This is a genomic window from Mesorhizobium huakuii (genome assembly GCF_014189455.1).
Taxonomy (GTDB): domain Bacteria; phylum Pseudomonadota; class Alphaproteobacteria; order Rhizobiales; family Rhizobiaceae; genus Mesorhizobium; species Mesorhizobium huakuii_A.
The window spans coordinates 6,202,369-6,229,227 of the sequence record NZ_CP050296.1 but is presented as its reverse complement, the minus strand read 5'-3'; the positions used below and the strand labels follow the sequence as shown (position 1 = coordinate 6,229,227).

At 62.4% G+C, this 26,859-nt stretch carries 29 protein-coding genes, 1 tRNA gene and 2 pseudogenes; 12 read left to right on the top strand and 20 right to left on the bottom strand.

The window, feature by feature from the left end; genetic code table 11:
* Window positions 1-18: 18 nt before the first annotated feature.
* From HB778_RS30310 to HB778_RS30250, 13 genes are all read right to left on the bottom strand, one after another.
* A complete protein-coding gene (locus tag HB778_RS30310) occupies window positions 19-2,382 on the bottom strand; it encodes a hypothetical protein (RefSeq protein ID WP_183459237.1) in 2,364 nt (787 codons plus the stop codon).
* Window positions 2,375-2,701, bottom strand: a complete 327-nt coding sequence (locus HB778_RS30305) for a hypothetical protein (protein WP_183459235.1) — start codon at window positions 2,699-2,701, stop codon at window positions 2,375-2,377. Before HB778_RS30305 ends, HB778_RS30310 begins: the two co-directional genes overlap by 8 nt.
* A 241-nt stretch (window positions 2,702-2,942) precedes the next feature.
* The gene (locus HB778_RS30300; RefSeq protein ID WP_210308048.1) at window positions 2,943-4,508 is read right to left on the bottom strand and encodes a hypothetical protein; all 1,566 of its coding nucleotides are present in this window, start codon (window positions 4,506-4,508) and stop codon (window positions 2,943-2,945) included.
* A gap of 38 nt (window positions 4,509-4,546) precedes the next feature.
* The gene (locus HB778_RS30295) at window positions 4,547-5,179 is read right to left on the bottom strand and encodes a terminase small subunit (protein WP_183459233.1); all 633 of its coding nucleotides are present in this window, start codon (window positions 5,177-5,179) and stop codon (window positions 4,547-4,549) included.
* Window positions 5,180-5,404 carry a hypothetical protein gene (locus HB778_RS30290; RefSeq protein ID WP_183459231.1) on the bottom strand — a complete coding sequence of 75 codons (225 nt, stop codon included), beginning with the start codon at window positions 5,402-5,404 and terminating at the stop codon, window positions 5,180-5,182.
* 20 nt (window positions 5,405-5,424) lie between these two features.
* On the bottom strand, window positions 5,425-5,631 hold the full coding sequence (locus tag HB778_RS30285) for a hypothetical protein (protein WP_183459229.1): 207 nt from the start codon (window positions 5,629-5,631) through the stop codon (window positions 5,425-5,427).
* The gene (locus HB778_RS30280) at window positions 5,628-5,924 is read right to left on the bottom strand and encodes a hypothetical protein (protein ID WP_183459227.1); all 297 of its coding nucleotides are present in this window, start codon (window positions 5,922-5,924) and stop codon (window positions 5,628-5,630) included. Before HB778_RS30280 ends, HB778_RS30285 begins: the two co-directional genes overlap by 4 nt.
* Entirely contained in the window at window positions 5,921-6,367 is a 447-nt protein-coding gene (locus HB778_RS30275) for a hypothetical protein (protein WP_183459225.1), read from the bottom strand. Before HB778_RS30275 ends, HB778_RS30280 begins: the two co-directional genes overlap by 4 nt.
* On the bottom strand, window positions 6,367-6,627 hold the full coding sequence (locus HB778_RS30270) for a DUF2312 domain-containing protein (RefSeq protein ID WP_183465269.1): 261 nt from the start codon (window positions 6,625-6,627) through the stop codon (window positions 6,367-6,369). The genes HB778_RS30275 and HB778_RS30270 overlap by 1 nt, the downstream gene beginning before the upstream one ends.
* A 173-nt stretch (window positions 6,628-6,800) precedes the next feature.
* On the bottom strand, window positions 6,801-7,037 hold the full coding sequence (locus HB778_RS30265; RefSeq protein ID WP_183459223.1) for a hypothetical protein: 237 nt from the start codon (window positions 7,035-7,037) through the stop codon (window positions 6,801-6,803).
* A gap of 150 nt (window positions 7,038-7,187) precedes the next feature.
* Window positions 7,188-7,694 carry a helix-turn-helix domain-containing protein gene (locus HB778_RS30260; RefSeq protein ID WP_183459221.1) on the bottom strand — a complete coding sequence of 169 codons (507 nt, stop codon included), beginning with the start codon at window positions 7,692-7,694 and terminating at the stop codon, window positions 7,188-7,190.
* On the bottom strand, window positions 7,691-8,131 hold the full coding sequence (locus HB778_RS30255; protein WP_183459219.1) for a hypothetical protein: 441 nt from the start codon (window positions 8,129-8,131) through the stop codon (window positions 7,691-7,693). The genes HB778_RS30260 and HB778_RS30255 overlap by 4 nt, the downstream gene beginning before the upstream one ends.
* Before the next feature lie 22 nt (window positions 8,132-8,153).
* Window positions 8,154-8,378 carry a hypothetical protein gene (locus HB778_RS30250; protein WP_183459217.1) on the bottom strand — a complete coding sequence of 75 codons (225 nt, stop codon included), beginning with the start codon at window positions 8,376-8,378 and terminating at the stop codon, window positions 8,154-8,156.
* 136 nt (window positions 8,379-8,514) lie between these two features.
* Between HB778_RS30250 and HB778_RS30245 the strand changes: the two genes are divergently transcribed.
* Window positions 8,515-8,823: a helix-turn-helix domain-containing protein gene (locus tag HB778_RS30245; protein WP_183459215.1), complete on the top strand. Its 309-nt coding sequence runs from the start codon at window positions 8,515-8,517 to the stop codon at window positions 8,821-8,823.
* A gap of 75 nt (window positions 8,824-8,898) precedes the next feature.
* Here HB778_RS30245 and HB778_RS30240 read toward each other — a convergent pair whose 3' ends face one another.
* The gene (locus HB778_RS30240) at window positions 8,899-9,102 is read right to left on the bottom strand and encodes a hypothetical protein (RefSeq protein ID WP_183459213.1); all 204 of its coding nucleotides are present in this window, start codon (window positions 9,100-9,102) and stop codon (window positions 8,899-8,901) included.
* 516 nt (window positions 9,103-9,618) lie between these two features.
* Here HB778_RS30240 and HB778_RS30235 point away from each other — a divergent pair.
* From HB778_RS30235 to HB778_RS30210, 6 genes are all read left to right on the top strand, one after another.
* The gene (locus HB778_RS30235; protein ID WP_183459211.1) at window positions 9,619-9,783 is read left to right on the top strand and encodes a hypothetical protein; all 165 of its coding nucleotides are present in this window, start codon (window positions 9,619-9,621) and stop codon (window positions 9,781-9,783) included.
* Between the two features lie 101 nt (window positions 9,784-9,884).
* The gene (locus HB778_RS30230) at window positions 9,885-10,301 is read left to right on the top strand and encodes a MucR family transcriptional regulator (RefSeq protein ID WP_183459209.1); all 417 of its coding nucleotides are present in this window, start codon (window positions 9,885-9,887) and stop codon (window positions 10,299-10,301) included.
* 1 nt (window position 10,302) lies between these two features.
* Window positions 10,303-10,614, top strand: coding sequence for a hypothetical protein (locus HB778_RS30225; RefSeq protein ID WP_183459207.1), 312 nt, complete (start codon window positions 10,303-10,305; stop codon window positions 10,612-10,614).
* 2 nt (window positions 10,615-10,616) lie between these two features.
* Window positions 10,617-11,162, top strand: coding sequence for a hypothetical protein (locus HB778_RS30220; protein ID WP_183459205.1), 546 nt, complete (start codon window positions 10,617-10,619; stop codon window positions 11,160-11,162).
* On the top strand, window positions 11,159-12,925 hold the full coding sequence (locus HB778_RS30215) for a ParB/RepB/Spo0J family partition protein (RefSeq protein ID WP_183459203.1): 1,767 nt from the start codon (window positions 11,159-11,161) through the stop codon (window positions 12,923-12,925). The genes HB778_RS30220 and HB778_RS30215 overlap by 4 nt, the downstream gene beginning before the upstream one ends.
* A gap of 366 nt (window positions 12,926-13,291) precedes the next feature.
* Window positions 13,292-14,506 carry a tyrosine-type recombinase/integrase gene (locus HB778_RS30210; RefSeq protein WP_183459201.1) on the top strand — a complete coding sequence of 405 codons (1,215 nt, stop codon included), beginning with the start codon at window positions 13,292-13,294 and terminating at the stop codon, window positions 14,504-14,506.
* A gap of 66 nt (window positions 14,507-14,572) precedes the next feature.
* On the opposite strand, the gene HB778_RS30205 is transcribed toward HB778_RS30210, so the two are convergent.
* Together HB778_RS30205 and HB778_RS30200 are read right to left on the bottom strand one after the other, a co-directional pair.
* Window positions 14,573-14,647, bottom strand: a tRNA-Val gene (locus tag HB778_RS30205).
* 140 nt (window positions 14,648-14,787) lie between these two features.
* On the bottom strand, window positions 14,788-15,471 hold the full coding sequence (locus HB778_RS30200) for a phosphoglycolate phosphatase (protein ID WP_183459199.1): 684 nt from the start codon (window positions 15,469-15,471) through the stop codon (window positions 14,788-14,790).
* Window positions 15,472-15,698: 227 nt separating this feature from the next.
* Between HB778_RS30200 and rpiA the strand changes: the two are divergent.
* From rpiA to HB778_RS43505, 4 genes and pseudogenes are all read left to right on the top strand, one after another.
* Window positions 15,699-16,429 (top strand): annotated as a pseudogene (gene rpiA, locus HB778_RS30195) (ribose-5-phosphate isomerase RpiA).
* Window positions 16,416-17,042 (top strand): DUF2059 domain-containing protein, encoded by a 627-nt coding sequence (locus tag HB778_RS30190; RefSeq protein WP_183459197.1) that lies wholly within the window; start codon window positions 16,416-16,418, stop codon window positions 17,040-17,042. Before rpiA ends, HB778_RS30190 begins: the two are co-directional and overlap by 14 nt.
* A 120-nt stretch (window positions 17,043-17,162) precedes the next feature.
* Entirely contained in the window at window positions 17,163-18,551 is a 1,389-nt protein-coding gene (gene gor / locus HB778_RS30185; RefSeq protein ID WP_183459196.1) for a glutathione-disulfide reductase, read from the top strand.
* A 42-nt stretch (window positions 18,552-18,593) separates the two neighbouring features.
* Window positions 18,594-19,758 (top strand): annotated as a pseudogene (locus HB778_RS43505) (serine hydrolase domain-containing protein).
* A gap of 62 nt (window positions 19,759-19,820) precedes the next feature.
* Here HB778_RS43505 and mgtE read toward each other — a convergent pair.
* Complete coding sequence (gene mgtE / locus HB778_RS30175; RefSeq protein ID WP_183459194.1) at window positions 19,821-21,185, bottom strand: magnesium transporter; 1,365 nt, start codon at window positions 21,183-21,185, stop codon at window positions 19,821-19,823.
* Window positions 21,186-21,456: 271 nt separating this feature from the next.
* Entirely contained in the window at window positions 21,457-23,349 is a 1,893-nt protein-coding gene (locus HB778_RS30170; RefSeq protein WP_183459192.1) for an ABC transporter ATP-binding protein/permease, read from the bottom strand.
* A gap of 556 nt (window positions 23,350-23,905) precedes the next feature.
* Between HB778_RS30170 and HB778_RS30165 the strand changes: the two genes are divergently transcribed.
* Window positions 23,906-24,286 (top strand): hypothetical protein, encoded by a 381-nt coding sequence (locus tag HB778_RS30165; RefSeq protein ID WP_244661669.1) that lies wholly within the window; start codon window positions 23,906-23,908, stop codon window positions 24,284-24,286.
* Window positions 24,287-24,309: 23 nt separating this feature from the next.
* On the opposite strand, the gene HB778_RS30160 is transcribed toward HB778_RS30165, so the two are convergent.
* Complete coding sequence (locus HB778_RS30160; RefSeq protein ID WP_183459190.1) at window positions 24,310-24,990, bottom strand: DsbA family oxidoreductase; 681 nt, start codon at window positions 24,988-24,990, stop codon at window positions 24,310-24,312.
* A gap of 16 nt (window positions 24,991-25,006) precedes the next feature.
* Entirely contained in the window at window positions 25,007-26,824 is a 1,818-nt protein-coding gene (locus HB778_RS30155; RefSeq protein ID WP_183459188.1) for an extracellular solute-binding protein, read from the bottom strand.
* Between the last annotated feature and the right edge of the window lie 35 nt (window positions 26,825-26,859).

Genomic DNA, 26,859 nt, shown 5'->3' with positions numbered 1-26,859 from the left:
CCTCCTGGGGCGTTCAGATCACGCCGGCGCCATTGCGCCGGGCTGTGGTTGGGCGGTCGGTGGTGGCGGTGCGCCAAGCCCCATCATGTCATCCTGTGCCGGTTCCGTTGGCGGAGCGGCGATCGGCTGGCGTTGGGGCGGTGGCTGGGCGCCGGGCTGGTCGAGCCCGGGCATTCCTTGCGGCTGCGGTTGCGGACCAGGCTGCGCTTCGTCGGACTTCGACACGAAACCGGCCTCCGCGAGGATGTGGTCGGCCATGTCGACCGTCGCTGGCATCGAAATGGCCTGCGCGGCGGTGGTAAGCGCCGACAGCTGCGCCGCGATCTTGTCGCTGACGATCTTGCTGACGATCTGCTGCGCCGTCGCCTCGTCCTTCAGTGCCTTGGCGAGCTCGGCGCGAAGCTGGATCATGATCCCGGCCTCCTGCATCTGCTTTTGCTTCGCCATCTCGGCTTCCTGCTGCTGCTGCTCGGGCGTCAGCTCCTCTTGGTCCGGATCCTTCTGGCCCGTCATCGTGCGGATACGCTTCACGATCTCGTCGACGTTGGGGATGTCGAGGTTCTCGACGATCAGATCCAGCACGACGAGCGTGACCTCTGGCGGCCACATCTTCGACGCCTCGAGCAATTCATCAGCTGCGGCCTGGCGCATCGACGCGCGCCAGTCGGCTTCGGAAATCACATAGTCGGCCTTGGACCGGATGATGTCGTTCTCGGGCAGCCCATCGTTGACCTCGATGTAGTCTGGCGTGCCGCGCATGTTGGTGATGCGGAAGGCCTTCTTCTCGCTGACGAACTGCTCGATGTTCGCCAGCTGCTTTTCGCCCTGCACCTGGGCGGCGAAGCGCAGGTTGTCGAACAGCTTGGCCGTAGCCATCGCGCCCTGGTCCTGCCGCTTGCCGATCGCGACACCGGACGTGGCGTTCGTCTGCCTGCCCATGTTCTCATCGGTCACACCGCTCGCCGACTGGATCAGCGATATCGACCGCGACATGAAATCCATGTGGAACTGCACATCGGACCGGTCGACGTTGATATCCATGTCCGCGCCCTTCTTCTTGAGCAGGACGGCATCGGGCCGGGCAACCTCGTCACGGAAGTCATCGATGCTGGTGCCCTTCGGCAGCGCATCCTCATCCATGATGACCTTGTTCGTGGACATGATGTAGAGCGCCTTGGAGGCGCGCTTGTTGATGTCCGTCTGGATATCGCGCAGGCGGCGGATAAGCCCATAAGGCATGCCGTCGCGGCCGCGCTTGTAGCCCCAAATCGGGGTGAACGGGAACCGATTGTGGCGATAGGGCGATTCACTGAACCAGAGCATGCCGGCAGACGTGAAAATCGCCACGTGCATCCGGTTGCCCATCTTTTTCTTGGTCGTGGCCTCGCCGCTGTCGATCTCGTCGCTGTGACCAGGTGACTGCGGGTCGTAGATCTCGCCCGTGAAGGTGCCGCCCGACATCTTGTCGCAATCGCCCGGGATCGTGATCCACGCCTCGGTGATGCGCACGCGCCGGCGCTGGTAGCCTGTCAGGCGGTCCGATGTGGTGGAGTTGCCGCGCTGTTCGAGCGACATTTCCAGCTGATCCATGGCTTCGTCGCCGTACAGGTCCAGCTGCTGGTAGTCGACGGAATCGGAGGCGGACCGTTCGAGGAGCGCACGGCGCTTCTTGAAGATCGCGCAGGCGATGTCGAGATCCACCCACTTCGATCGGAAAATGTAGCGGCCGTCCTTGAGATCCATCTCGGTCGCGGCGCTGTCGTGAAGGATGTTGCGCCAGCTTTCGTAGCGCGAATACAGGGGCTCGTCCTCGTCCTCGTCTTGAACGCCGTCCTCAAGCCAGCCGATGCCCACCTTGACGGTGTCTTCGAACGCACGCGACCGATGGAAGGGCGACCGATTGACGTCGGACAGGTACTTCATCAGCTGCGTCTTGCGCTCGGCCGGCTTCGACTGAGCCTTTCGCCGCGGCAGAACCTTGAAATCGGCCCGGGCGCGCTTCTCGGTGCCAAGCACCCAATCGATCGAGGCGGAGATGACGTTGTAGACCAGCGGGATCTGGCCGCGATCCGTCAGGGTCTGCGCATCCGTCTCGGTGTACTGGATGTTGTCGTAGAAATCCTCATCGATGGCCTGTTCGATGCGGTTCGCGTTCTGTCGATCGAGCTCGCCGGTGTAGAGCGCGAGCATGCGATGGTGGAATGCCACCATCTTCTCGCTGTCGAGCGCAGCAACGGGCTTGCCCTTCTTGCCGCTGTCGTCGGCGCCGGCGGCATACTCGCTGCCGCCATTGGCCGGCTTGCCTTCGGTGGCGTCGGCGGGGATCGGTGACTGGTAGCGACGTTTCCGAACCGAGCCATCGGTGGCGCCAACGTCAAACATCCTCGCGAACCTCTACCTCGGTGACGGAACCGCTGTTTCGGTCGCGCATGACGATGTCCGCGACGATCTCGCTATCCGTCGCCTGGTAGGGGCGCATGCTGACCAGGTCGCCGATGAAGTCTTGGATCAGCATGGTCAGCTTGATCGGCACGCGCGGGTCGACGGCGTTGAGGCGCAGCATTTCGCAGAACATCACCGACGTCCGTGCGCAATGGGCCGGGTCGCCGACTTCCTCGGACCACTTCCATGCGTCTTCCAGCGTAACGACGCACGGCCAGAGCCGATCATAGCCTTCGTCGGCTGTTCGCCAGATGGCCATGCAAGGGCGGTACCGATCGTCGACGCCAGCCCATAGGCCAGCAATCGTTAGCTCCCCACGGTGTGCAGTCCACGCGCGTTGAGTAAGGTCGAGAATTTTGTACAAACTGGATGCTCTCAGGTTGGGGGCGAGGGTCCCAGTGCGAAAGACAGAGATATGATTCGTTGTTTGGGGCAACCGCCGGCGGTGGGCGGTGCACCGTCGACTGGTTTACCGTTGACGGCTTTTCAGTCGACGGTGGCTAAGACGCCATGCCGCTCCGGTTGCGCAGCTTCTTCGGCCTGGTCGGCGCCGGCTCGTCGTCACCCTTCAACAGATGCGCCACCTGGGCCTTCTGCCTGATGGCGTCGGCCGCGTGCTGGTGCCCGTTCTTCGCGATCTCAGCGTTCCACAGGGACATGCGCGCGTTCCACGTCTTGGAGAAGCCGTCGAGGTGCTTCAAACCCTCGGCGCAGTTCTCCTCGTCGAACCGGTAATTGTTGAAGTCCTCGCGCAGCTGCATGATGCCCAGCGACGTCTCCGCGATGCGCGGCACGATGACGATGTTCGACAAGCCGAGATCTTCAAGCATGTCCTGCGGCGTCTTCAGCGATTCCGCTCCCGGCCGGCGCTGGTTGCCGTCGTGAGGCAGATGGTGCGTGCCCCACACGTAGCCGAACTTCGCCTGCAGCTCTTGCATCTGCCCGACGCTGTAACTGTAGGGCTCGCCTGACGCCTCGGCGTAGTTGATCCAGTGATCCCACGGGCCGTAGAACTGGTGAAACCAGATGGAGTTGTCGTCGTCGACGCCCAGATCCCAAAAGGTGTTGACGGGGATGCCGGGAAGGAACGGCAGTTTGCTGATGCGCTTCTCGCGCCTGGCCCGGGCCAGTTGCTTGGACAGCCATAGGCCCTCGGACGACACCGAGAAGGCCTCGTCCAGCGTCGAGGGATACTGGCGGAACATCTTCTCGTCTTCGCCGCCGAACGTGCTGTCGCGCATCGTGACGTACCAGGCGCGCTTCGCCGGGCTGATGTCCCGCTTCAACGTCGCCTCAAGCCGGTAGAAGTAGGCTTGATCCTTCGGCGATATCACCACAAGCGCCGGGTCGAGCTCATACTCGGGCGCGTCCCACCACGATGCGAAATGCAGCTTGTAGTCCAGCTTGGTCAGCTGCCGGGCGGTCTGCTGGTGCTTCTCCGCCACGCGCACCATGTTCGAGAAGTGCCCATATGGCGTTTCGACGGTGGATTCGATGACGATGACGCCGCTGCTATCGACCGAAGGCAGTGAGCCTTCCATGATCTCGTCGGCGTGGACCGGGTCTTTCTCGCAGATCTTCCCGTATTCCGAGACGTGCAGATACTGCAGCGTCGTGCCGCGCGTGCTGGTCGACACCAGCATCGAGGAGCCGTGCTCCATCACGAGCTCGTGCTTGGTGTTGAACTTCAGCGGCGCCACAACCTCACGGACGTAGACGGGGAGGCGGTTCCAGGCGAACTTGATCTTCTTCTCAAAGATCTGCAGCGCGGTGGTCTCGTCCTGGGCGATGACGGCGCAGGCGGTGTTGGGGACGAAGATGGCGGCATCGAGCATCATGATCTGCACGGCCGTCGAGAAGCCGCGCTGCCGAGCCTTGGGCACCACGTTGCGGTACCACATTTCCTTGTAGAACTTCTCCTGCTCGGGCCACGGCCGGAACAGGACGGGCTTACCCTCCTTGTCCGACACCCAATACAGGTTGCGGATGCGCCAGTAGGGGTCTTTCAGCGCAAGCTGAAATTCCCTTAGCGTCATCAATTTCATGGGTTTGTAGGCAGTCGACATGCGATGCTCGCTGGGTGATCGGGGCGAGCGATTCCAGATTAGTGAACGTTACCACCCCCAGCGCCACCGGGCCGGATCGAGTTTCCGTACACCTCCTGCAAAAACTGGTTGGGGCCATCGTCCTCGGCCTTCTTCACCAGCGCCTTGGCAAACGCGCCAATGTTGGTGTGTTTGCCGATCGCCATCAGCTTCTGGTGACGATCGGCCGGCTTGATCTTGGTCGTTGTGCCGATGCTCTTAGGGCCGTTCTCGTCGGCGCCGAACAGCGTGGTGATCTCCAGCTGGGCCATCAGCCCTTGCCGCCAGACCAGCGGCCAATCGCTCATCGGCCGGATCGTGTTCGTCTTCTCGTCGAAGCATTCCAGGATATCGGCGTCGGCTTCCTCACGGAGGCGCTTGAGCAACCAGGTGGCATCCGTCTCGATCGACTTCGCACGCTTCTCCATCGCCTCGGCAATGGCTGCCTGCACGTCAACATTTGTCAACAAACGGTGGCCAGCCTGTCGCGCACCATTTTCGCTGAAACCCGCACGTTTTGCTGCGTTTCCAGCGTTCAGATCCTTCAGGAACTCGAGCACAAAAAGCTCCGTTCGCGGCGTCATTTTTGTTGACACGCTTTTCACGGGTTTCTTGCGGTCCCGAACCTTCGGTTTCTTGGCCTTCTTGACCACCTAGTGTGACCTTCCCTGACTTGGTGATGACCAGCCCGGCCAGCTGGCTTCCAGCTTGGCGGCGACGAGCATGTACTCGCGAAAGACCGCCCCATCCTCATCAAGGCCGTTGAACTCCGCTTCACGGAGCAGGAGGAACACGTCCCGCATGAAAGCGGGGAAGTCGAGCATCTCCACGAGCCATGCATCGACCTTGGAGGTGAGCTCCAGCCGAAACGTGTCCATGTCGAGATACCTGAGAGCAGTCACTTGTTCAGCCTCGGATAGCCCGGATGCGTCCACTCGGCGGCGGTGTGTGCCTCGATGGCGAGCTCCTCGTCGTACTTGCGGCCGCCGGCGGCGGCTGCGAGCAGATACTGCTGCGCATACTGGCGCCGACGCCACGCGAGATCCGCATCCGCGTCTGTGTCGCCGAACGAGAAGATCCTTCGCAACAGATCCCTGACGCTCATCGTGCAGCCCTCATGTCCAAAGCCGATCGGCCGGTGACGGGATCGCCCATCAGCCGGCCGGTGAGATCCCGCATGTCGCGGCCGCGGCGAATGCGCAGGTGCCATTCATCGTCGGTGGCGCGCCTGAGCGGCACCAGGATGGCGATGTGCGCTGCAGGACGAGCAAGCATGGCCGCGCGGAACGACTGCCGGCGCCGGCGCTCTGCCTCGCGGCGGCGCCTCACGTGCTCAAAGGCGTACTCCGAGCGTGTCTTGCCCCACAGCACGTCGCTATCGGCATGGCGGGTGCTCACGGCTTCTGCGCCTCACCTGGGAGGCCATAGGCCGCCGTCTTGTTCGGTCCACCAGGCGTGATCACCAGCACGCGCTGCGCGTCGACCAGCGCGGCCATGGCGCGGCTCGCCGTCTCGACGGACACGTTGCAGCGCTCGCCGAGCTCACGGAGCGATATCTCGACAGAGAGGCCCGTGGGGCTGTCTGCCACCAGCGAGGCGATCTCTGCCACCATTGCGGCGCGAACCTTCTCGCTGACGTGCTTGCGCTCGCCGCCACGGGTATCTGTGACGGGTTCTGGCTCGGGCTCCGCGTACAGCGAGGCGAAATGCTGCTGCACGAATGTCGTGGGCGTCTGGCCGGCCGCCTTTGCCGCCTTCTCGATCTTGCGATTTTGGTCGCGGGTGCACTTCACCGTGAACCGGTAATGCAGCGCGGCCTGTTCGGCTTCGAACCGTCCCATCAGACCATGCCCAGCGCGGCCATGTAGAGATCGAGGATCGCATCCTCCTCCTGCCGCTCGGCCTGGTCCTTCTTGCGGAGGCGCAGGATGGTGCGAATGGCCTTGGTGTCGAAGCCCGTGCCCTTCGCCTCGGCGAAAACTTCCTTGATGTCCTCGGCGATGGTCTTCTTTTCCTCGTCCAAGCGCTCGATACGCTCGATGAGGGCGCGCAGCTGGCCGGCGGCGACGGTCTGTGATGTCTCGGAGCCGGTTTCGGCCATGGTGAACATTTCCTCGTTGCCGCGCTCGGCCATGGGTACGCCACGGCCTTCGAGCTTTCGTTTGACTGCTAGGCTTGCGACAGCAGCGGCGGCGCCGGCGGCCATGTCGTCGTATTTCACGCCGTCGATGACGCTGACGAAACCTTCGATGGTTGGCTTCTTGGCCATGGCGTTCATCCGATCTGCATCGATAGCTGGTGCTCATGCCCGGGCGGCCAGCGGGTTTTCACGACCATGCGGCCGATGCGGGCGAAATACTGCGTGCCCTTGGCGCCGTGGGTCCGGTGATACTCGGCCATCCAGATCGACCATTCGTCATTGGTGGGCAGGATGACGAAATCCCCGTCGAGATCGACCGTCGGCGCCCCGTCGAACTCTCGGAACGCTTTGGCCTTGAGGTACGGGATCATGGTAAAACCCAGCTTTCGCCGCCTCTGGACGCGGAGGAACACCGACACGTGGTCGATGGCGAGTTGCTGGTCGGCGGGGGGACAGCTTGTCGAACAGCCTGGCGGCGTACTCGACGTTGTTTGGTAGGTGCGCCGGCGGCCAGAGCGCTTTCAATTCACCAAATCGAGATCCTTCCGTTCCCCCTGCTGGGGGTAGGGGGAGGTTTTGGGTATTTGGTTTCTTTTAGTTCTTAGTACTCCATCCGGCTTTCCAGCATCCGGCTTCCCAGCATCCGGGTTTTCAGGAAGTGGCTTTCCTACTTCCGTGTTTTCAGTAAGTGGGTTATCCACTTCCGGCTTTTCAGGAAGTAGGAATTCGGAGGGCACCGCGCGATCGTAGACGACATACTGGTGCTCGGTGATGTGATTGAACGCATTGCGCTTTTGCACCAACTCGATGTAGCCGGTCTCGCGCAACTCCTTGAGCAGCCTGTAAGCCTTGTCGCGGCCAATCCCGCCAGATTGCATGATGTCGCTAACCTCTACGCGCCAATCGTTCGGCTTGGCCAGCAAGTAGCACAGCAATCCGCGCGCCTCGAAAGACAGGCGATAGTCTTCGGCAACTGCATTGGGGATGATGGCGAACTTGTCGGCACGCTTGCGGGTTACGATGGTCATTCTTTGAAGCCTCGGACCATGCGTCGATGAATTCTCGCGTTCTCGCGGCGTTCTTCCTTCCTCGTCATGATCTTCATTCCGAGAGTGGAGCGCCTGGAGCGCGGGCTGATGGTGACGATCACGCCGTTGGCCATCTGGACGGTGATGCAGCCCACGCTGAATGACCGCGCCTTGAAAGCGATGGCTGTGAGCACGGCCGGCGTGAGGATCTGTCGCCTCACCGCGTTCAAGTTGGTGCCCGCCGCTTCGCAATGGGCGATGGCGGTGCGGACGCTTTCCCACTTGCTGCCTGGAGGCGTGCGGGTAGGGTCGAGTGTAACCTCGACGCCAAGGATGCGCTGCACGTATCGAGTGACCGCGTGGTAGCTGACATGGTGAAGGTCGGCGTCGTGGGCCGGGCCGGTCCCGATCCCGTCAACATTGCCTTCCCCAGCCATGGTGTATCCCCCGATTCAGCGTCTATGACTTTGGCTGCATGCCCCACAGCGCGGGCGGGGGGGCAACGCAGTGAACCTGACGGAGCGCATCCGACATCACGACGTGCAGACGCGAAGGAAAGGAACCGCGGGCTTTCCAGTTGTGGACGGCCTGCAGCGTGCGAACGCCGGTGATCTCTCGCACCTTGCCGGTGCCGCCCAGGAGGACGATGACCTCTTTGGCGGTTGTGACTTCGATTGGCTGCAAGGTGTTTGGCCTTCAGGTTGTCGGGCACGGGGGTGCCGCAAACAGAATGAGCGGCACGTTAATCAACGAATCATTTAAAATCAATGGACACGAATTGTTTATGGCTTTCAACCCCAATGTGTAACATATTGTTTAAATGACATGGGACCTGGAACCAGACACCAGCAAGACAGCGATCGCGGCGCGATTGGTCGCGGTCCGTGTTGCGCGCGGCTGGACCGCCGGCGGCATGGCAACGGCGTTGCAGCTGTCTCCCCAGCGCTGGCACAACTATGAGCAGGGAAATACGATGGTTCCGCCAGAAGTGCTCGCGCGCCTCTGGCAGCTGACCGGCGTGACGTCGGATTTCGTTCTGTTTGGACGGACAGACGCGCTGCCGGCCGACCTTGCCGCGCTTTTGCGGCCGGCCCTTGCCGGCGCCAAGGCTCGCGCTAAGCGGGCGTAGAGCTTCTTCGCTTTTTCGAGAACACCGTGGCCGCCCCCCTGTGCGGCCACGCTGCGTTGATGGGTTTGGTGCTGCCTAGACCACCTTGAGCTTGCGGCTGGCCGACTGGATAGCCTCTGGCTCTGCGAGAGGCTCTACGAGAAACTCCTCAAGGAAGACCCCCATCAACTTGAGGACTACCCTCGCGTCGTCGATGTCCGGCGGCAGCATGGAGGCGATCTGCATCGCCTGCCTGCGAAGTGATGCGCCGTGCGCCCGCCTAGTCTCTTCCTTGGTCATGCCGAATCCCTATCGCCGAACGCTTTGTCGTCCATGCTCTGTTTGCATCACTGTTCCCCTTGTATCAATGAATTGTTTAAAACGTTGTTGCTTTTTAAACATTCCATTGATATTTCGAAAGGGCCGGCGGATTGGTTCTTGCGTACCGTCGGGCACAGCCTCGGTGGGATACAAAGCATGGCGCAGCCTCATCACAAAGACTTTTGTAGAGGTTCCACGACTAGTGAACACATTTCCGTGATCGCGGCTCTGTCACTGTTCCCGACATGGTTAATTCAAGTGCCGCCGACTGGACCAACTGGCGATATAGTTACAGACCAGCAGTTGGCCGACGATTTCCGGCTTCTGCATTCTTTGGTTGGAAACGATGCTAGGTTGCATTGGATCGATGCTGAGTTGTGGTCGAACAGCGACTGTGCTTCGCCTGAGAAGCCTGTAGATCTCCGTCGCGCGGTGCTCCTGTCGTGGGGCCGCGACATCTTCCAACATCACCTGACAACAGGGGAGCTCTGAAACATGGGCGCCGATTTGTTGTCGGAACTGGTCACCGCCCTGAAATCCCTTCGCCGTGTCGCGGTGTGGGACGAAGACACCGATCGCGGTGAGTTTGACGCCGCCTTGGCGCAAGCCGACGCGGCAATCGCCAAGCTGGAACGCGCTCAAGCCTTCCAGAACGAATAGTCGGCGATCCCCCCATCGCCGGCTACATGCCGGCGGAGCGTCCGCTTCCCCCAGGCCCCACGCTCCGCCGGTCCATTTTCACAACCGAGAGGAAACTGCCCATGACGCCTGAACAAGTCGATCTGATCTCCCGCACGACAAGCATCGTCGTCGCTGCCATCGAGCGCAGCCTCATACAGCGCGATAGCATCGCGCCATTCATCAAGGAGGTGTTCGACGCTCTGTCGAATGTCACTTCGGAGCCGCAGATGGCCGCGCCGGCAGCGGCACTGGTCCCAGCCGTTCACCCAAAGAAATCCGTGCATGATGACTTCATCATCTGCCTGGAGGACGGCTTGAAGTTCAAGTCGCTCAAGCGGCACCTGCGCACGACGTTCAAGCTGACGCCTGACGAATACCGTGCGAGATGGTCGCTCGGTGCCGACTATCCCATGGTGGCGCCGGCCTACTCGGCGAGGCGCTCCGAGCTTGCCAAGACGCACGGCCTCGGCCGCAAGACCGTCGGCGCGGCTCGCTGATATGAGCGTACAGCCGGCAGCAGCAGCGCAGCCTGGGCCACGGCCGGCCCAGGTGGAAGAAATCCCGTCGATCGATGCGATCGTTCAGGCCGAGCAAAACTACATCAATGACGACATTCAGCGCCTCTACGCCGAATTCAACCGGAACAAGGACATGCTTGAGCGGAAGCGCGGGCAGCTGAAGCGCTACGAGGAGATCATCGCCGCCCACCGTGCGTTCGAGAAGACCCTCGAAACCAACGTCGCGAAGCTCAAGCAGCTGCTGGTCGCGCGGCAACAGGTGCACTTCGACATGATGCAGGACAGCCTCTAAGCATGGGCAAGCGTTCCGATTTCCCCCGCCGGCCGAACGATGAGTACGAGACGCCTTACAAGGGCGTCTTGCCGCTCATTCCGATGCTGTCGGGGGTTCGGACCTTCGCCGAGCCTTGCGCCGGCCCCGGCCTACTGCTGCGCCATCTGCGGCTGTTCGACCTTCACTGCACCTATGACGGCGATATCCAGCAGGGCAGGGACGCTCTCGACCAGACGGCCGCGAGCATGGGCCACCCCGACGTCATCATCACCAATCCACCTTGGACGCGGGCACTGCTCTACCCGCTGATCCGGCATTTCCAACGCATAGCGCCTACGTGGCTGCTATTCGACGCTGACTGGCAGCACAACGTCCAGGCCACGCCATTCCTCGTGCACTGCTCGCACGTCGTTTCGGTCGGCCGGCTCAAGTGGATCGCCAATTCCAAGCATTCCGGCGGCTACGACAACGCGGCCTGGTACCGCTTCCACATTCAACACACCGACGGGCCAAGGCTCGTTCCCCGCCGGCGGCCACTTCACAACAGGAAAGGCGAAGCCTCATGACGCAATTGATGATCCCGTACAACGAGCTCCGGTTTGGACATGAGGCCGATCCGCCCATCAACGCCCGCAAAACTGGCCGGCTCGATGACATCGAGGACTACGCCGCGTCGATCCTCGCGCATGGTCTGATCCAGGCCCTGAATGTAAAGCAGCAGGACACAACCTGGTTTGTCGAGGACGGCAACAAGCGTCTCGCGGCTATGGGCTTGCTGGTCGAGCGCAATCAGATGCGCCCCGACGATCTGGTCAAATGCGACCCGACGCCAGCTGGGCAGGACAGCGAGGAGCGCTCGATGGTGGCGAACGTCATCCGCGCGGATCTGCACCCTGCCGACAAGTTTGAGGTGTTCCACAATCTACATGCGCGTGGATCCACGACGAACGATATCGCCCAGCGCTTCAATATGCCGTTCGGTGAAGTCGAAAAGTTCCTCGCCCTCGGTGATCTGTCGCCGGTTCTTCTGGACGCGTGGCGCACACCCGGGGTTTTCAGGGATGATGCGTTCGGCTCCATGAAAGCCTTCACTCTGGCGCCGTCGATCGCGGAGCAAGAGCGCGTCTTTCACATGCTTCACGAGCATGGCAATCTCTACGCGCACCAGATCAGGCAGGCCTTTGGCGCGAGCGAGGCGAACAGGACGGCTGCCAAATGGGTCAAGATGGCTGGGCTTGCCCGGTATGAGGCCGCCGGCGGCGCCGTGCTGAAGGATCTGTTCGGCGGAGCGCACATCATTGCCGACCATGCTCTCGCCGAACAGCTGGCCAACGAATATCTGGCGGAGGAGCTTCAGCTGCTGCTCAAGGTCGGCTGGAGTTGGGCTGAGTTCGCCGATTCCCTACCCGGTAATTGGAGCTACAACTGGAGCAAGCTCACTCCCAGCGGCAAGCCCGACAAGACAGAGGCGAAGCGGATCAAGCAGCTGCAGGCGATCGTCGACAAGCCCGGCGGCACCTATGAGGCCGAGCAGGAAGCCTCGGAGGAGATCGAGCGGATCGAGCAAGCGGCGACGGCACGAGGCTGGACAGCCGATCAGATGGCCAGCGCCGGCGCCGTCATATCTGTCGACCGTGACGGACAGCTTTCCACCACCTATGGGGTTCTCCGCCCGGCCTCGGCTAAGCCAACCAAGACTGCGGTCGGCAAGCCGGCCGAGAAGAAGGCGGCCGTGATTTCCAACGCCATCGCCGCACGGCTGTCCATCACCGCGACGATTGCCACGCGCGCCGCGCTGCTGGAGGAGCCGCGCCTCGGCCTGGTGACGCTGCTCGCGAGCTTCCTGACCAAGCGCTATGCCTACGATAGCGGACAGGTGTGCCCTGTGCGCGTCCAGGCATCTGGCATGGGCCAGCAAGGCGCCAGCGGCACCGAAAGCTTTCCCGACGCTCTCGCTCGGCTCACTGCCATGGATGACGCGGACCTGTTCCGTGTCGGGGCGATGATCGCCGCCCAAGCGCTCGACCTGCAAGTACAGACCGCCGACACGCAGGCGTTCTCGAAAGCCACCAGCGCCTTAGCCGCGGCGATCAATCCCGATCGGATGGCAGAGCACCTGCGGGCCAGCTTCGATGCGGTGGATTATTTCAAGAGCGTGTCGAAGCCCTTCGCAATCGCCGCCATCAAGTCGGCCGTGAACAAGGACCAGGCGAAGAAGGCCGAGAGCATGAAGAAGGGCGATCTCGTCGCGTTCTGTGTCGCGAACGTGCCCGGTACCGGCTGGCTCCCGGCCGAGCTCCGCACCGAAAACTACGCCGGCCCGAAATGAAGATGGCCCATCCGCACCCGGAGGCGCTGGCGCTGGCCGCATGCATGGCTGCAGGGCCGTGCCTGTGCCACGACGACGCCTACCGGGAGCGGCGCCAGCGATGGCACCTGATCGACCGTGGACGGTGCGAGGCGAAGTACCGCCGCGCCGTCCAGCAGATCCTCGATAAGCACTTTCCAGGGCGAGAACCATGAATGCACTGCCCGTTGAGCCGATGATGACCCTCCAAGAAGCGTGCGACACCTTCTTCGGCGGCCGTATCACGCCCGACTCGTTGCGGGCGGAGAAGCGGCGTGGCAAGTTAAACATAGTGAGGGTCGGGAGGGCTGATTGGGTGTCTCCCACTGCTATGAGGGAGCTACTATTGTGCCAAGACCCGCCAAAGGCCCCAGGCTCTGGTTCTCCCCCGCCGAGCAAGTCTACTTCATCCGAGACGGCACGCACTTTGGACGCACAGGCTGCGGCAAAGGCGATCGCCCAGGAGCTGAAAAGAAGCTCGGGGCGTACATCACCGAAAAATTCAGGCCAGCCGTCCGCGAAAGTGATCTCTCTCGCATCCCGGTCGCCGAAGTGCTGACCGCCTATGGCAGGGAACACGCACCGAACACGCGGGGCACCAGCCCGGCGAATGCGGGCTATAATATCGCCTCTTTGGTGTCGTGGCCGGGTTGGACGGTGCTTTCCAACCTTCGTGCAACCACGTGCCGCGAATACGCGAAGTTTCGCCGAAAGCCGGTGATGAAGGGCGAGCGTCTGTTCCCAGGAGCAAAAGACGCCACGATCCGCCGTGAACTGACCACGCTTTCAGCGGCAATCCGCCATTGGCACCGCGAACACGGGCCGTTGTCGTCGATCCCGGCCGTGACCATGCCTGACAAACCCGCTCCGAAAGCCGACTGGCTCGATCGGCAGGCATCCGCCCAGCTGCTCGCCGGCGCGCTTGGCTTCTATCGCTGCCAGTGGTCGGACGTCACCACCCGCAAGGTGCAATCGGCATGGCGCCGTGATCGACAGGCCATCTGCCGTCATGCGGCCCGCTTTATCCTCGTTGGGCTCTACACCGGAACCCGCCATGCAGCCGTCCTCGGCGTCAGGTGGCTACCCAGCATCGATGGTGGCTGGATTGATCTCGATCGCGGTGTCATGCACAGGCGAGGGGAGGGCGTCGGTGAGACGTCCAAGCGGCAGCCACCTGTCAGGCTTGGCCGACGCATCCTTGCCCACCTGCGCCGCTGGAAGCTTCTCGATGATGCCGCGCGCGTTGAGGCGGCGGAGATCTACAATCGTCGCGATCTCGAAAAACGCGATTACCTGCCGCCGGCACCGTTCATCAATGTGGTCGCCTACGAGGGTCGGCCGATCCAGAAGCTGCGTAAGCCTTGGTATGCTGCCCGTGAATTCGCTGCGCTCAAGCGCTCGATCACACCGCATATCCTTCGCCACACTCGCGCGACCTGGATGATGCAGCAGGGCGTGGATCTTTGGGAGGCCGCCGGCGCGCTCGGCATGTCCGTGAAGATCCTGGAGGACACTTACGGACATCACCACCCTGACTTTCAGAAGCGGGCGGCAGAGGTTTGAAACGCTTTGTTTCTGTACGGTTTCTGTACGCGGAGGATATGCGACATGGCTAAGTGCTTGAAAAGATGGTGGGCGATGCAGGGATTGAACCTGCGACCCCACCCGTGTGAAGGGTGTGCTCTCCCGCTGAGCTAATCGCCCGCTCGTTGCCCGAAGGCCAAGCGAGCCGCGATATAAGGGAGGCCGGCCGGTTAAGTCAAGGCGCTGTCTGGCGTTCTTGTAGAGATCGGATTCTGCGCCATTTCGGGGCCGTCCCGACGGAATTTCTCGTCGCTTTCCGTTTAGTGCCCTGCGGCGCTGATCAGGCGCTCCGCCAGATCCACGGTCAGCGCGTCGAAATGCGAGATCACCGCCGAGGGCTCGAACTCGCGCACGTGCCGGTCGGTGTAGCCGAAATCGACGGCCACCACCGGAATGCCGGCGGCCTTGGCGGTGTCGATGTCGGTTTGCGAATCGCCGACCATCAGAGCGCGGTGCGGATCGCCGCCGGCCAGCTTGATGGTCTCGGTCAGGTGACGCGGGTCGGGCTTGCGGAAGGCGAACGTGTCCTGGCCGGCGATCGCCGCGAAATGCCTGGTCAGGCCGAGCGCCTCGATCAGGGCCAGCGAGTTGGCCTCGTATTTGTTGGTGCAGATTGCCAGGAGATAGCCCGCCTTCTCGAAGCGTGCGATCGCTTCGATGACACCGGGGTAGGGGCGGGATTTGCCGGGGATGTTGTCGGTGTAATGATCCAGGAACAGTTTGAGCAGCCGGTCGTGCTCGGCGACATCGAGCGAGCGCTGCTGGGCGGCGTGCGCCCGCTCTATCATCACGCGCCCGCCATGGCCGACGAAGCGCCTGAAGCCCGCCTCGTCGACAGCCGTGAGTTCGCTGGCGGCCAGGCTGTGGTTGAGGCTGTCGAGCAGGTCCGGCGCGGTATCAACCAGCGTTCCGTCGAGGTCGAACACGATGATCGGGCGACTCATGATCCATCCTGCGCAGATTTATGCATCGGCAGGCGATAGCGGCTGCGGCGCGTCAAGGCAAGCAGAGCGGTGGACAGGCGCCCAAGGGCTTTGACCACGGTCAAAGGCTTTGACCCGACCGGCAAAAATGCTAGGAGCCCGAAACACTCAGTTTCATGCATGTCGTTTCCCCAACACCGAGGTCACTTTTGGGCGACATGCATAAGGTTCCCGGGGCAGCAAGCGGCATGGACGCAAGACAGTTGAAGGTCGAGGCCGCGCGGGCCGCCCTTGCCCATGTCACCGATGGCATGCGGCTCGGCATCGGCACCGGCACCACGGCGGAAGAATTCGTGCGGCTGCTTGCCGAAAAGGTCGCCACCGGCATGACCGTCATCGGTGTGCCGACGTCGGAGCGCACCGCGGCACTTTGCCGTGAGCTTGGCGTGCCGCTGTCGACATTGGAGGAAACGCCCGAGCTCGATCTTACAGTCGACGGCGCCGATGAGGTCGACCCGGAACTGACCCTGATCAAGGGCGGCGGCGGCGCGCTGCTGCGCGAGAAGATCGTGGCCGCGGCCTCGCAGCGCATGATCGTCATCGCCGACCGGTCGAAGATGGTCGAGACGCTTGGCCGATTTCCGCTGCCGATCGAAGTCAACCAGTTCGGCCTGCGCGCCACCGAGATCGCGGTGGCGCGGCGGCCGCAAATCTCGGCCTTTCCGGTCCGATTACATTGAGGATGACGGGAGGCCAGGCTTTTGTTACAGACGGCGGCCATTTTATCCTCGATGCATCTTTTGGCCGCATTCCGGATACAAGAGCGCTTTCGAATGCTCTCCACGCCATTCCGGGCGTGGTCGAGCATGGTCTTTTCATCGGGCTGGCGTCAGCGGCCATCATCGCCGGCGGCGACGGTATCCAAACCGTCCATGCCGCCCGAAAACCAGGGAGTTCTACCGATCATGATGTTGCATAACCGGGTTCGCGGCCTTTGCGTCGTTCTGGCGGCTTCGGCCGTTTTCGCCTTGTCGTCGCCTGCGTTTTCGCAGGACGTCACCGAATCGCACTTAAAGGCCGCCCGGGCGGCGGTCGCGGCGATCCATGCGACCGACCCGTTCGACAACATCCTGCCGCAGGCGGCCGCAGCGCTCGAATCACAGCTGATCCAGAAGAACCCGGACATGCAGGAACTGATCGGCAAGACGATCAGCGAGAAGGCGATGGCATTGGCCGCGCGCCGCGCCGATCTCGAGAAGGAAGCGGCTCTTGCCTATGCGAAGGTGTTTTCCGAAAAGGACCTCAACGACATCGCGGCCTTCTACAGCTCCGACGCCGGCAAGAAGCTGCTCGACAGCGGGCCGACCGTGACACGTGATTTGGTCAAGGCAGCCGACATCTGGCAGAACGGCGTCGCCCGCGATCTCGCCCAGCAGGTCGGCGAAACGCTGGCAGCGGCTGCCAAGGCCGCGGCACCGGCTGCGCCCGCGCCAGCGCCCGCTGATGGTGCCGCTCCGGCCGACAATGCGGCTCCGGCGGATGGCGCCGCGCCTGCCGACGGTTCGGCGCCTGCCGACGGCACGCAGAACTGATTTCATTTTTCGAGGCGGCGTAGCTGCCTCTGGACCAGAAAGCCCGGCTTTGTCCGGGCTTTTCTTTGGCGCTTCGCATCCTACCTCTGGCTTGAACTTTCCCTCCGCAGGAGTCCCCTCATGACCGCTTACGACTACGATCTCTTCGTCATCGGCGGCGGCTCGGGCGGGGTGAGGGCGGCGCGCGTCGCCGCGGCACTCGGCAAGCGTGTCGGCATCGCCGAGGAATACCGTTTTGGCGGCACCTGCGTCATCCGCGGCTGCGTGCCGAAGAAGCTCTATGTCTACGCCTCGCAATTCCCGGAGCATTTTGCCGACGCGGCGGGCTATGGCTGGACGGTGCCGGAAGCCAGTTTCGACTGGCGCACGCTGGTCGCCAACAAGGATCGCGAGATCAGCCGGCTGGAGGCGATCTACAAGAAGAATGTCGAGGGTGCCGGCGGCGAGACCTTCCACACCCGGGCGCTGATCGTCGACCCGCATGTGATCCATCTTCTGGGCGAAGACCGCACCGTCACCGCCGACCAGATCCTGATCGCCACCGGCGGCCGTCCGGCGGCGCATCCGGCACTGCCCGGCCACGAACACTGCATCTTCTCCAACGAGGCGTTCGACCTCAAGGAGCTGCCCAAGGCGATCATGATCGAGGGCGGCGGCTATATCGCGGTCGAGTTCGCCAACATCTTCCACGGTCTCGGCGTCGACACCACGCTGGTCTATCGCGGCAAGGAGATCCTCAGCCGTTTCGACATGGATCTGCGCCGCACGCTGCACGAGACCATGGAAAAGAAGGGGATCAAGATACTCTGCCATGCGGTGAGCGAAGAGGTGCGCAAGCGGCCGGACGGCCGGCTCGACGCCGTTCTCACCAGCGGCCAAACGCTGACGGTTGACCAGGTCATGCTGGCCATCGGGCGTATTCCCAACACCGAGAATATGGGCCTGGAAGGCATCGGCATCGAGATGACTCAGGCCGGCGCGGTCAAGGTCGACGACTATTCCCGCACCAACATCGACAACATCTGGGCGATCGGCGACGTCACCAACCGCGTGCAGCTGACGCCGGTGGCGATCCACGAAGCGATGTGCTTCGTCGAGACGGCATTCAAGGGCAACCCGACCGCGCCCGATCACGAGACGATCGCGACCGCGGTCTTCTCACAACCGGAAATCGGCACGGTTGGCCTGTCGGAAGATGACGCCGTGAAGCGTTTCGCCGATATCGAGATCTACCGCGCCAGCTTCCGGCCGATGCGGCATACGCTGTCGGGCCGCGACGAGAAAATGCTGATCAAGCTGGTGGTCGATGGCGCTTCCCGTAAAGTGCTCGGCGCCCACATATTGGGGCCGGATGCCGGCGAGATGGCGCAGCTGCTGGGCATTCCGCTGAAGGCCGGCCTGACCAAGGATGATTTCGACCGCACAATGGCCGTGCACCCGACCGCGGCGGAAGAACTCGTCACCATGTACAAGCCGACCTACCGCGTGAAGGACGGCCAGCGCGTCTGACTCTTTTGCAAGCCGCCAGCGCTTGCTGCCAGGGGGCAATCAATGTCCGTGACAGCCAGTTCCACACCGCTTGATCACGCCTTCGGCGGACGTGTCGATCAGGTCATCGACAGGGCCGTCGAAGAGGGGCGCATCGTCGGCGCCGTGATCCTTGTCGCCCGGCGCGGGGAAATCCTCTACAGCCGCGCCGCCGGCCTGGCCGACCGCGAAGCGAAGAAACCGATGACGCCGGACGCGATCTTCCGGCTTGCGTCGGTGACCAAACCCGTCGTCGCGACTGCAGCACTTGCCCTTGTCGAAGCAGGCGATATCGGCCTCGATGATCCCTTGGTAACATTCATCCCGGAATTCCGGCCGAAGCTCAGCGATGGCAGCGAGCCGGTCATCACCATCCGACAGTTGCTGACGCACACCGCTGGGCTGGACTACGGTTTTCGTCAGGCGGCGGACGGGCCCTATCATCGCGCCGATGTCTCCGACGGCCTTGACCAGCCCGGCCTCTCCATGGCCGAGAATCTCCCGCCGCATCGCCTCAGTGCCGCTGTCCTGTGTGCCGGGAACGGGCTGGGGCTATTCGGTGGCGATGGATGTGCTGGGCGAGGCGATGGCGAGAGCCACGGGCGCCTCCTTGCCGGAATTGGTCGATCGCCTGGTCGTACAGCCGCTCGGCATGCATGATGCGGCCTTTGCCGTGCGCGATCGATCCCGGCTGGTAACGCCATACGCCGATGGGCCCGGCAAGGCCATCGTGATGGGAGAACATCACCGCGTGCCCTTCGGCGACGGTTTCATCTCATACTCGCCCGGCCGTGTCTTCGATCCCGCTTCCTTCGCCTCGGGCGGTACCGGCATGAACGGCACCGCCGGCGATGTCCTCAAGCTGCTCGAGGCACTGCGTTCGGGCGGCGGGCCAGTCATCCGCACCGAAACGGCAGCGGTGATGACCAGGGATGCGATACCGGGCCTCGAAACCACCATGCCCGGCTGGGGCTGGGGTCTCGGCTTCAGCGTCCTGCGCGACCCGCTCGCCGCATCGACGCCGCAGACCGTCGGCACCTGGCGCTGGGGCGGCGTCTACGGTCATTCCTGGTTCGTGGATCCGGCGTTGGACCTGACGGTGGTGGCGCTGACCAACACGGCAATCGCCGGCATGACGGGCACGTTTCCCGATGCACTGCGCGATGCCATCTATGGCAGGCAGGCCTAGGCAATTCCACGAAGGACGGAACCCCGCCGCCGGCCATGGCCAGCGGCGGAGACAGTGATGCGCTACAACAGCGTGCCGCGCAGGATGACCAGCGCCACCGAGAAGTAGATCACCAGCCCGGTGACATCGACCAGCGTGGCGACGAACGGCGCCGATGCACTGGCAGGGTCGAAGCCGATCCGTTTCAGAGCAAAGGGCAGCATCGATCCCGACAGGGAACCAAAAGTGACGATGCCGACCAGTGCGGCACCGACCGTCGTGGCGATCAGCGGCCAATGCGGCCCATAGTCGTAGAAGCCCATATATTGCCAGAGCGCGATACGGCAGATGCCGACCACGCCAAGCATGGCGCCCAGCACGAGACCGGTGGGCAGTTCGCGCAACGCCACCCGCCACCAGTCACGAAGACCTATCTCGCGCAGCGCCAGCGCCCGGATGACCAGCGAGGTCGCCTGCGAGCCGGAATTGCCGCCGGAACTCATGATCAACGGGATGAACAGCGTGAGCACGATCGCCTTCTCCAGCTCACCCTCGTAGCTCTGCATGGCGTTGGCGGTCAGCATTTCGCTGATGAACAGCGCGCACAGCCAGCCGCCGCGTTTCTTGATCATGGAGAGGAAGCTCATCTTCATATAGGGCTCGTCGAGCGCCTCCATGCCGCCGAAGCGGTGCACGTCCTCCGTCGTCTCCTCGATCATCGTATCGATGATGTCGTCGATGGTGACGATGCCGAGGATCTTGCCGTGGTCGACGACCGGGACAGCGAGCAGATCGTATTTGGAGATCGTCTGCGCCAAGGTTTCACGATCGGTCAGCGGGGTGACCGTGACCGGGGTGCGGTCCGGCGCTACCGACAGGATCGGGTCGTCCGGCTCACCGGTGATGAGCCGGCGCAGGCCGGTAGAGCGCACCAGCAGGTGCGTTTGCGGATCGACAATATAGATCGCGTAGACGGTTTCGCGCGTCCGCTCGACCTTGCGGATGTAATCGAGCGTGCGCCCGATGGTCCAGTCCGAGGGAACGCTGACGAACTCCGTCGTCATGATCGATGCGGCGCTGCCTTCGGGATAGCCCAGGATCGACAGCAGGGTCGCGCGCAGTGGCGGCGCCAGCGCCCCGAGCAGTTCGGAGCGTGCCGGCTCGTCGAGCTCGCGCAGGATGTCGGCCGCACGGTCGACCGACATGGCGGTGAGCAGCTTGCTTGCCTTGGGGCGGGGCAGGGCCTCGGCGAGTTCCGGCGCGCCTTCGAGTTCAGGCTGATCGAAAATCTCGACCAGCCGCTCGAAAGGCACGGCGCAAAGCAGATCTGTCGCGGTTTCGCGCGGTTCACGGTTGAGCGCCTCGACCACGTCGGCGACATGGTCGTTTGCAAGGATGCGGGCGATGGCGACGGCCTCGTCGTCCGCTACGGGAGAAAAATCGTTCATGGCTCACTCCTTGCCGTCCGGCAGGACATGAACCATTCAGGTCACGTCTAGGCGGACGGCGGTTGCGTTCGACTAATACTGTCGCCAGGCATGGCGCGGTGACCTTTCCGCTTGCGGGTTCGCGTTTGACTATCAGCAAGCCGGCGCAACATAGGAGTGCGTCTTGCCGAGTCAATCGTGGTGAGTGAGGAAAACGGCGCCTGACGGCTCCGATCGCGATACTGTGATCGCCGACTGCCGCCAGATGCGGCAAGTCGCGGTGAAATCACGGTTATTTCTGCTTCAGCCGACGCGAGAAACGCAGCCATTTGTCCTCTACTGGCCGTGGCTGCGCCAGGATCGTGGTGAGCTCGACGGGCAGGGTCGGAGTCAGCGGTTTCTTGGTGGCGACGCCGTCGGCGATCAGGACGATCGAGTGGTAGAACTCGGTGCCGGCAGCCGATCTCGGCGCCACCGCTTCGTGCATGACGCTGATCACCGTGACATCGGGGCAGTTGTCCTTGATCGCCTGGTGGAAGGCAATCTTGCCCTCCGGGTCGAGGGCGCCGGTCGCCTCGTCGAGGAACAGCAGTCCCGGCTGCTGCAGGATGATGCGGGCCACCACCAGCTTCTGCTTCTGGCCGCCCGACAAAACCTGATCCCAGCTTTTGCCCTCGCGGCTCTCATTGGCCATTTGTTCGATGAAGTCGCCGAGCCCAGCCTTGTGCAGCGCGGACGCGACCTGGGCGTCGCCATGGTCATGTTCGGAGCCCGGCAGGCAGACCAACTGTTTCAGCGACACCTGCGGGAGCTTGACGTCCTGGGCAGCATAAAAACTCTTCACCCCGTCAGGGAAGACGATGGTGCCGTGGCCGTAGGGCCAGAGGCCGTTGATCGCCTTGATCAGCGAAGTCTTGCCGCACCCGGATTCGCCCTTCAGGAAGGTCCATTCGCCGCGCCGGAAGCGCAAATTGGCGGCGCTGAGGAACGGTGTTGCGTCCTCGCCCTGATGCGCCAGTTCGAGCTTCTGGATGGTCAGGCCGAAAACCGGATTCTGGCTGGCATAGTGGAAGTCGGAACGGCCGGTCTGGCTGTAGAACGCTTGCGGGTGCTGAACATTCTCGATCGCATTCGCCAGCTCGGTGACACGCTGGCTGTTGGCACGCAGCGTCGCAATGGCCGGCATCACATGGATGAACCACGAGCACTGGCTGATCAGCTGGGCGACCATTTCAGAGCCGGTTATGTAGCCTTTGTAGTCCAGGCGATTGTGGATGAACGACACGAGACCGGGACCATAGGCGACGATCCGGGCGCCGATGAAATTGTAGATCAGCTCGAACGACGTGTAGCTGTTGTTGACGACATTGAGCCGGCCCCAGGTTTTGTCGATATCGACGTAGAGCCTGTCGTGCATCGACTTTTGCACGTCCTCGCCATGCGAGGCGGCGACGTGGAAGCTGCGGCGCAGGAATGTCGTCAGTTCACTGCGGTAGCTGCCCTCGGCCTGCTGCATGCGGATATTGAGCCGCTCGAGCAGGCGCCCAAGCTTGACCGCGATCCAGGTGTTCAGCGGCACGTAAATGGCGACGGCGAGGAAAGCCAGCACCGCGCTGCCATAACTGCCGAGGAACTCCAGCCCCTTAACCTCGACCGAGGATCCGATCAGATTTTCGCCGATAAAATAGAGCGAGGTCGCAACACCCAGAACGCCCATGGCGAGACCGATCGCCCCACCGGTCATGTCCTTGATCGATTCCTGGATGCGTTGGTCGATGTTGTCGGGAGCCACGATACCGCCGGCCGCCGAACCATGCTGGGCATGGAAATGGGTATGATTGCCGTCGAGCAGAGCCTGGTTGAACTGGCTGTTCAGCCAGCCACGCCATTTACGGTGCAAGGTTGCGGAGACAAGACCGCGCACGCCGGTGAAGCCGGCATCCTTGAGCACGACCAGCACCACCAATATGCCGGCATTGGTCAGAATTGCCCGCAGCGGGCTGGTGTTGGCGGCATCGTGGAAGAAGGCGATCGAATTGCCCAACTCGCCCAATGCCAAGGCAAACCAGACGCCGGCCTTGCTGGAAAGCGCCGTCAGCAGGGCGATGACGATGGTCAGCGTCCAGGCCTCCTTCCAACGGTTGGAGAACCAGTAGGCCCGCATAAGGCCCCAGAAACTGCGCATCGAGGATACCGGCGTCAAATGCGACGGCCCTGCGGCGCCGCCGTGTAGTTTATCCGGTACTGACTCCTGCGATCGTCTGCCGATCCGAATCACGATCCCGCCCAAACCTTTTTTGTTTTGTTACGGATGGTAACACCAATTGATCATTTTCCATTAATTTTTGTAGGGGGTCAGCGAGATTGAAGTTCCGGCCGTGTCGGCAAGGCAACAGAACAGGCTTTCCAAGCGTCGCGCGGAAGTTGGCGAAACGGCGATTTAACGCAACGATGTCAGACAGTTACCAAATCGCTGGCAGGGCGCCTACAGCTTCCCTAAGGGAAGGTGTGCACACGATTTTGTGACTCGTTTTAGTTGGTCGAGCCGGCCGGGATTTTCATTGCGGGCTAACCAAAATTCCCGAAAACGTGCCGTCCTTGATGTCTGCTTTGACAATTCCCGCGTTCGGGATTGAACCTTCCGGGGCGTTGTCGACACCCAGGGTTGTCCAACAGGGAAGCTTTCTCATGCTCACGCGCGCAACCGCAGCTTTCGTCCTCTTCGCCTGGCTACCCTCCCTTTGGCGCACGCAGCCGAACAGAGCATCCCGGCCAGCGCCGAGGGCCAGATCGAGTTCAACACACCATCCGACAACATTGGCTGCATCTATACGCCGAAAGGCGGCACCAGCACCTATGAGCCACAGGATGGCGGCCCGGAACTGAGCTGCTCGCGCGTCGAGCCGAGCTACATCACCATCATCCTCGGCCCCAACGGGCCGGCGACGCTGATCAAGAACCCCGGCGAACAGCCTTGCTGCAGCGATGTCACAAGGCTCGCCTATGGCAACAGCTGGAGCGCTGGGCCCTTCTTCTGCCAGTCATCGACCAAGGGACTGACCTGCACCGCCATGAATGGCCACGGATTTTTTATCAGCAAAGCGAAGGCGACGGTGAAGTAACGCCTGCCTTGTAGGAACCTGCCTCAGCCGACCTTGTCCAGTTCGCCCCGTGCCTTGGCCGCCGCCACCTGGCGGATAGCATCAGCCAGCGTGTCGGCGTCCTGAGCACCCATCACGGCATATTTGCCTTCAAGCAGAAAACACGGCACGCCCGATATGCCCATGCGCGAAGCGGTGGCGATTTCGGTGCGCACCGCTTCGACATCGGCGTCGGTCGGCAAGAGTGTGGCGACCACGGACGCGTCCATTCCGGCCTCACGGGCGGCTTCGACCAACACGGCATGGTCGCCGATGTTGGCGCCCTCCTCGAAATTCAGCTGGAACAGGCGGCGCACCAACCTGTTCTGCACGGCTTCGCCAGCAGCACCCGCCCAGCGGATCAGGCGGTGCGCATCCAGCGTGTTCGGCGCCACCCTGATGGCGTCGAAGGCAAACGAAATGCCCTCCGCCTCGCCAAGCGGTTCGATGCGGGCATGGATCTCGCGAATGCGCTCGTCGCTGCCGAACTTGGCCAGCATATACTCCCGGCGGTCTTTGCCTTGCGGCGGAATGGTCGGATCGAGCTGGAACGGCCGCCAGCGTATGTGCACATCGACATCGCCGGCCGCGGCAACCGCCTTGTCCAGCCGCTTCTGGCCAATGAAGCACCACGGACAGACGACGTCCGACACCACATCGACGGTAATGGCGTTCGCTTCGCTCATCTCGATCTCCGGATTGTCAGTTCGGTTTGCGCCACCAGCTTGGCAGCTGATAACCGAATATGGGCGTCTTCTGCGGATGTTCCAGATAATTCCAGTACGCAAGCCACTGCTGCGTGTTGTACTGCATCGGCACCATATAGTTGCCCGAGATCAGCAGCCGGTCGAGGACGCGAACGGCGGCGACATAGTCTTCCTTCGAGCGGGCGCGCAGCATCGCGTCGATCGCGGCATCGATCGCCGGGTCGGCAACGCCGGCGAGATTGAAAGATCCTTCGGTCTTGGCCGCGGCGGACGACCAACGCCCGATCTGCTCGATGCCTGGGGACAGCGAATTGTTGAAGCCGCTAGAGCCGATCAGGGCCTCGAAATCGAAACGCTGCTTGCGCGACTGGATCTGGTCGCCGTCGAGGCTCCGGATGCTGACGTTGATGCCGATCTTCTCCAGTGTGCGCTGGTAGATGCCGGCCAGGCGCTCCTCGTCCTGCGAAGCGGTCAGGATCTCGAATCCGAAAGGTTTGCCGTCGGGATCGAGCATCGTGCCGTCCTGCACGTGGTAACCGATGCTTTTCAGGAGATCGAAAGCGGTCTTCAACACCTTGCGGTCCTGGCCCGAACCATCGGTCACCGGCGGTTTCCAGGTGCCGTCCATGACATCAGGCGGCACGCGGCCGGGGTAGGGCGCCAGCAAAGCCTTTTCCCTGTCGTCGGCCGGATGACCAAGCGCCGACAGTTCGGAGCCCTGCCAATAGCTCATCGTGCGCGTGTACTTGCCGCCGAACAGGTTCTTGTTGGCCCATTCGAAATCGTAAAGCATGCCGAGCGCGCGTCGAACCACCGGATTGGAGAATTTCGGCAGCCTGGTGTTGAACAGGAAACCGGTCACGACGGGCGGAATGCCGGTGTCGAAGGTTTCGGCGACGACCTCGCCCCTGTGGAAGGCCGGGAAGTCGAGATCACGCTCGCGCTTCACCGGATCGCCGTCATCGTCGATGGCGCAAAGACCCTTCTTGAACGCTTCGAGCTTGGCGTTGGCGTTGAGGAAATATTCGATGGTGATCTGGTCGTAATTGTCGAAGCCGCGCTTGGCTGGAACGTCCTTGCCCCAGTAGTCCGGATTGCGTTTGAAGACGATGCGCTGGCCGGGCGTCACCTGTGCGATCGTGTAGGGACCGCTGCCGATCAGCGGCTTCAGCGTCGTCTTGTCGAAAGTCTCCATGTCGAAGGCGTGCCTGGGGATGATCGGCGTCAGGGCGATGATCAGGGGAAACTCGCGATCGGCTTTGTCGTTGAAGGTGAAGCGCACGCTGTGGTCGCCGGTCTTTTCGAGCTTGGCGATCCTGGCCATGCGGTCGCTGTAGGGCGGGCGGCCCTTTTGCGTGTAGGCATCATAGGTGAACAGCACGTCCTCCGGAGTCACCGGCTGTCCGTCAGACCATTTGGCGTTCGGGTTGAGATGGAATTCGATGCTCTTGCGCTCTGGGTCCATGTCGGCTGTGTCGGCAAGCAGCCCGTAGAGGGTAAAAGCCTCATCCGCGCTGCGCTGCATCAGCGGCTCGAAGACCAGATTGCCGAAGATCGTGTCCATCATGCCACGCGCCGTCGTGCGCAGGCTTTTCAGAATGAAAGGGTTGAGGTTGTCGAAGCTGCCGACGACGCAATAGGTGATGCTGCCGCCCTTGGGCGCGTCTGGATTGACGTAGCTGAAATGCGCGTAGTCCGGCGGCAAAGCGGGTTCGCCCTGCATGGCGATCGCGTATTTTGGCTCCGACAGCGCCGGCGGCGACAGGGTGAAAAGCGATATCGCGGTGATCAGCCAAACAAGAACGCGGCCCATGACCGTCTCCTTAACAGGTCGGCTTGATGATTCGG

Coding starts and splice junctions, on each gene's coding strand:
- HB778_RS30310 (WP_183459237.1), bottom strand. CDS start 2,382: ATGTTTGACGTTGGCGCCACCGATGGCTCGGTTCGGAAACGTCGCTAC.
- HB778_RS30305 (WP_183459235.1), bottom strand. CDS start 2,701: ATGGCCATCTGGCGAACAGCCGACGAAGGCTATGATCGGCTCTGGCCG.
- HB778_RS30300 (WP_210308048.1), bottom strand. CDS start 4,508: ATGTCGACTGCCTACAAACCCATGAAATTGATGACGCTAAGGGAATTT.
- HB778_RS30290 (WP_183459231.1), bottom strand. CDS start 5,404: ATGGACACGTTTCGGCTGGAGCTCACCTCCAAGGTCGATGCATGGCTC.
- HB778_RS30285 (WP_183459229.1), bottom strand. CDS start 5,631: ATGAGCGTCAGGGATCTGTTGCGAAGGATCTTCTCGTTCGGCGACACA.
- HB778_RS30275 (WP_183459225.1), bottom strand. CDS start 6,367: ATGGGACGGTTCGAAGCCGAACAGGCCGCGCTGCATTACCGGTTCACG.
- HB778_RS30270 (WP_183465269.1), bottom strand. CDS start 6,627: ATGGCCGAAACCGGCTCCGAGACATCACAGACCGTCGCCGCCGGCCAG.
- HB778_RS30265 (WP_183459223.1), bottom strand. CDS start 7,037: ATGATCCCGTACCTCAAGGCCAAAGCGTTCCGAGAGTTCGACGGGGCG.
- HB778_RS30260 (WP_183459221.1), bottom strand. CDS start 7,694: ATGACCATCGTAACCCGCAAGCGTGCCGACAAGTTCGCCATCATCCCC.
- HB778_RS30255 (WP_183459219.1), bottom strand. CDS start 8,131: ATGGCTGGGGAAGGCAATGTTGACGGGATCGGGACCGGCCCGGCCCAC.
- HB778_RS30245 (WP_183459215.1), top strand. CDS start 8,515: ATGACATGGGACCTGGAACCAGACACCAGCAAGACAGCGATCGCGGCG.
- HB778_RS30240 (WP_183459213.1), bottom strand. CDS start 9,102: ATGACCAAGGAAGAGACTAGGCGGGCGCACGGCGCATCACTTCGCAGG.
- HB778_RS30235 (WP_183459211.1), top strand. CDS start 9,619: ATGGGCGCCGATTTGTTGTCGGAACTGGTCACCGCCCTGAAATCCCTT.
- HB778_RS30230 (WP_183459209.1), top strand. CDS start 9,885: ATGACGCCTGAACAAGTCGATCTGATCTCCCGCACGACAAGCATCGTC.
- HB778_RS30225 (WP_183459207.1), top strand. CDS start 10,303: ATGAGCGTACAGCCGGCAGCAGCAGCGCAGCCTGGGCCACGGCCGGCC.
- HB778_RS30220 (WP_183459205.1), top strand. CDS start 10,617: ATGGGCAAGCGTTCCGATTTCCCCCGCCGGCCGAACGATGAGTACGAG.
- HB778_RS30215 (WP_183459203.1), top strand. CDS start 11,159: ATGACGCAATTGATGATCCCGTACAACGAGCTCCGGTTTGGACATGAG.
- HB778_RS30200 (WP_183459199.1), bottom strand. CDS start 15,471: ATGAGTCGCCCGATCATCGTGTTCGACCTCGACGGAACGCTGGTTGAT.
- HB778_RS30190 (WP_183459197.1), top strand. CDS start 16,416: ATGATGTTGCATAACCGGGTTCGCGGCCTTTGCGTCGTTCTGGCGGCT.
- gor (WP_183459196.1), top strand. CDS start 17,163: ATGACCGCTTACGACTACGATCTCTTCGTCATCGGCGGCGGCTCGGGC.
- mgtE (WP_183459194.1), bottom strand. CDS start 21,185: ATGAACGATTTTTCTCCCGTAGCGGACGACGAGGCCGTCGCCATCGCC.
- HB778_RS30170 (WP_183459192.1), bottom strand. CDS start 23,349: ATGCGCAGTTTCTGGGGCCTTATGCGGGCCTACTGGTTCTCCAACCGT.
- HB778_RS30160 (WP_183459190.1), bottom strand. CDS start 24,990: ATGAGCGAAGCGAACGCCATTACCGTCGATGTGGTGTCGGACGTCGTC.
- HB778_RS30155 (WP_183459188.1), bottom strand. CDS start 26,824: ATGGGCCGCGTTCTTGTTTGGCTGATCACCGCGATATCGCTTTTCACC.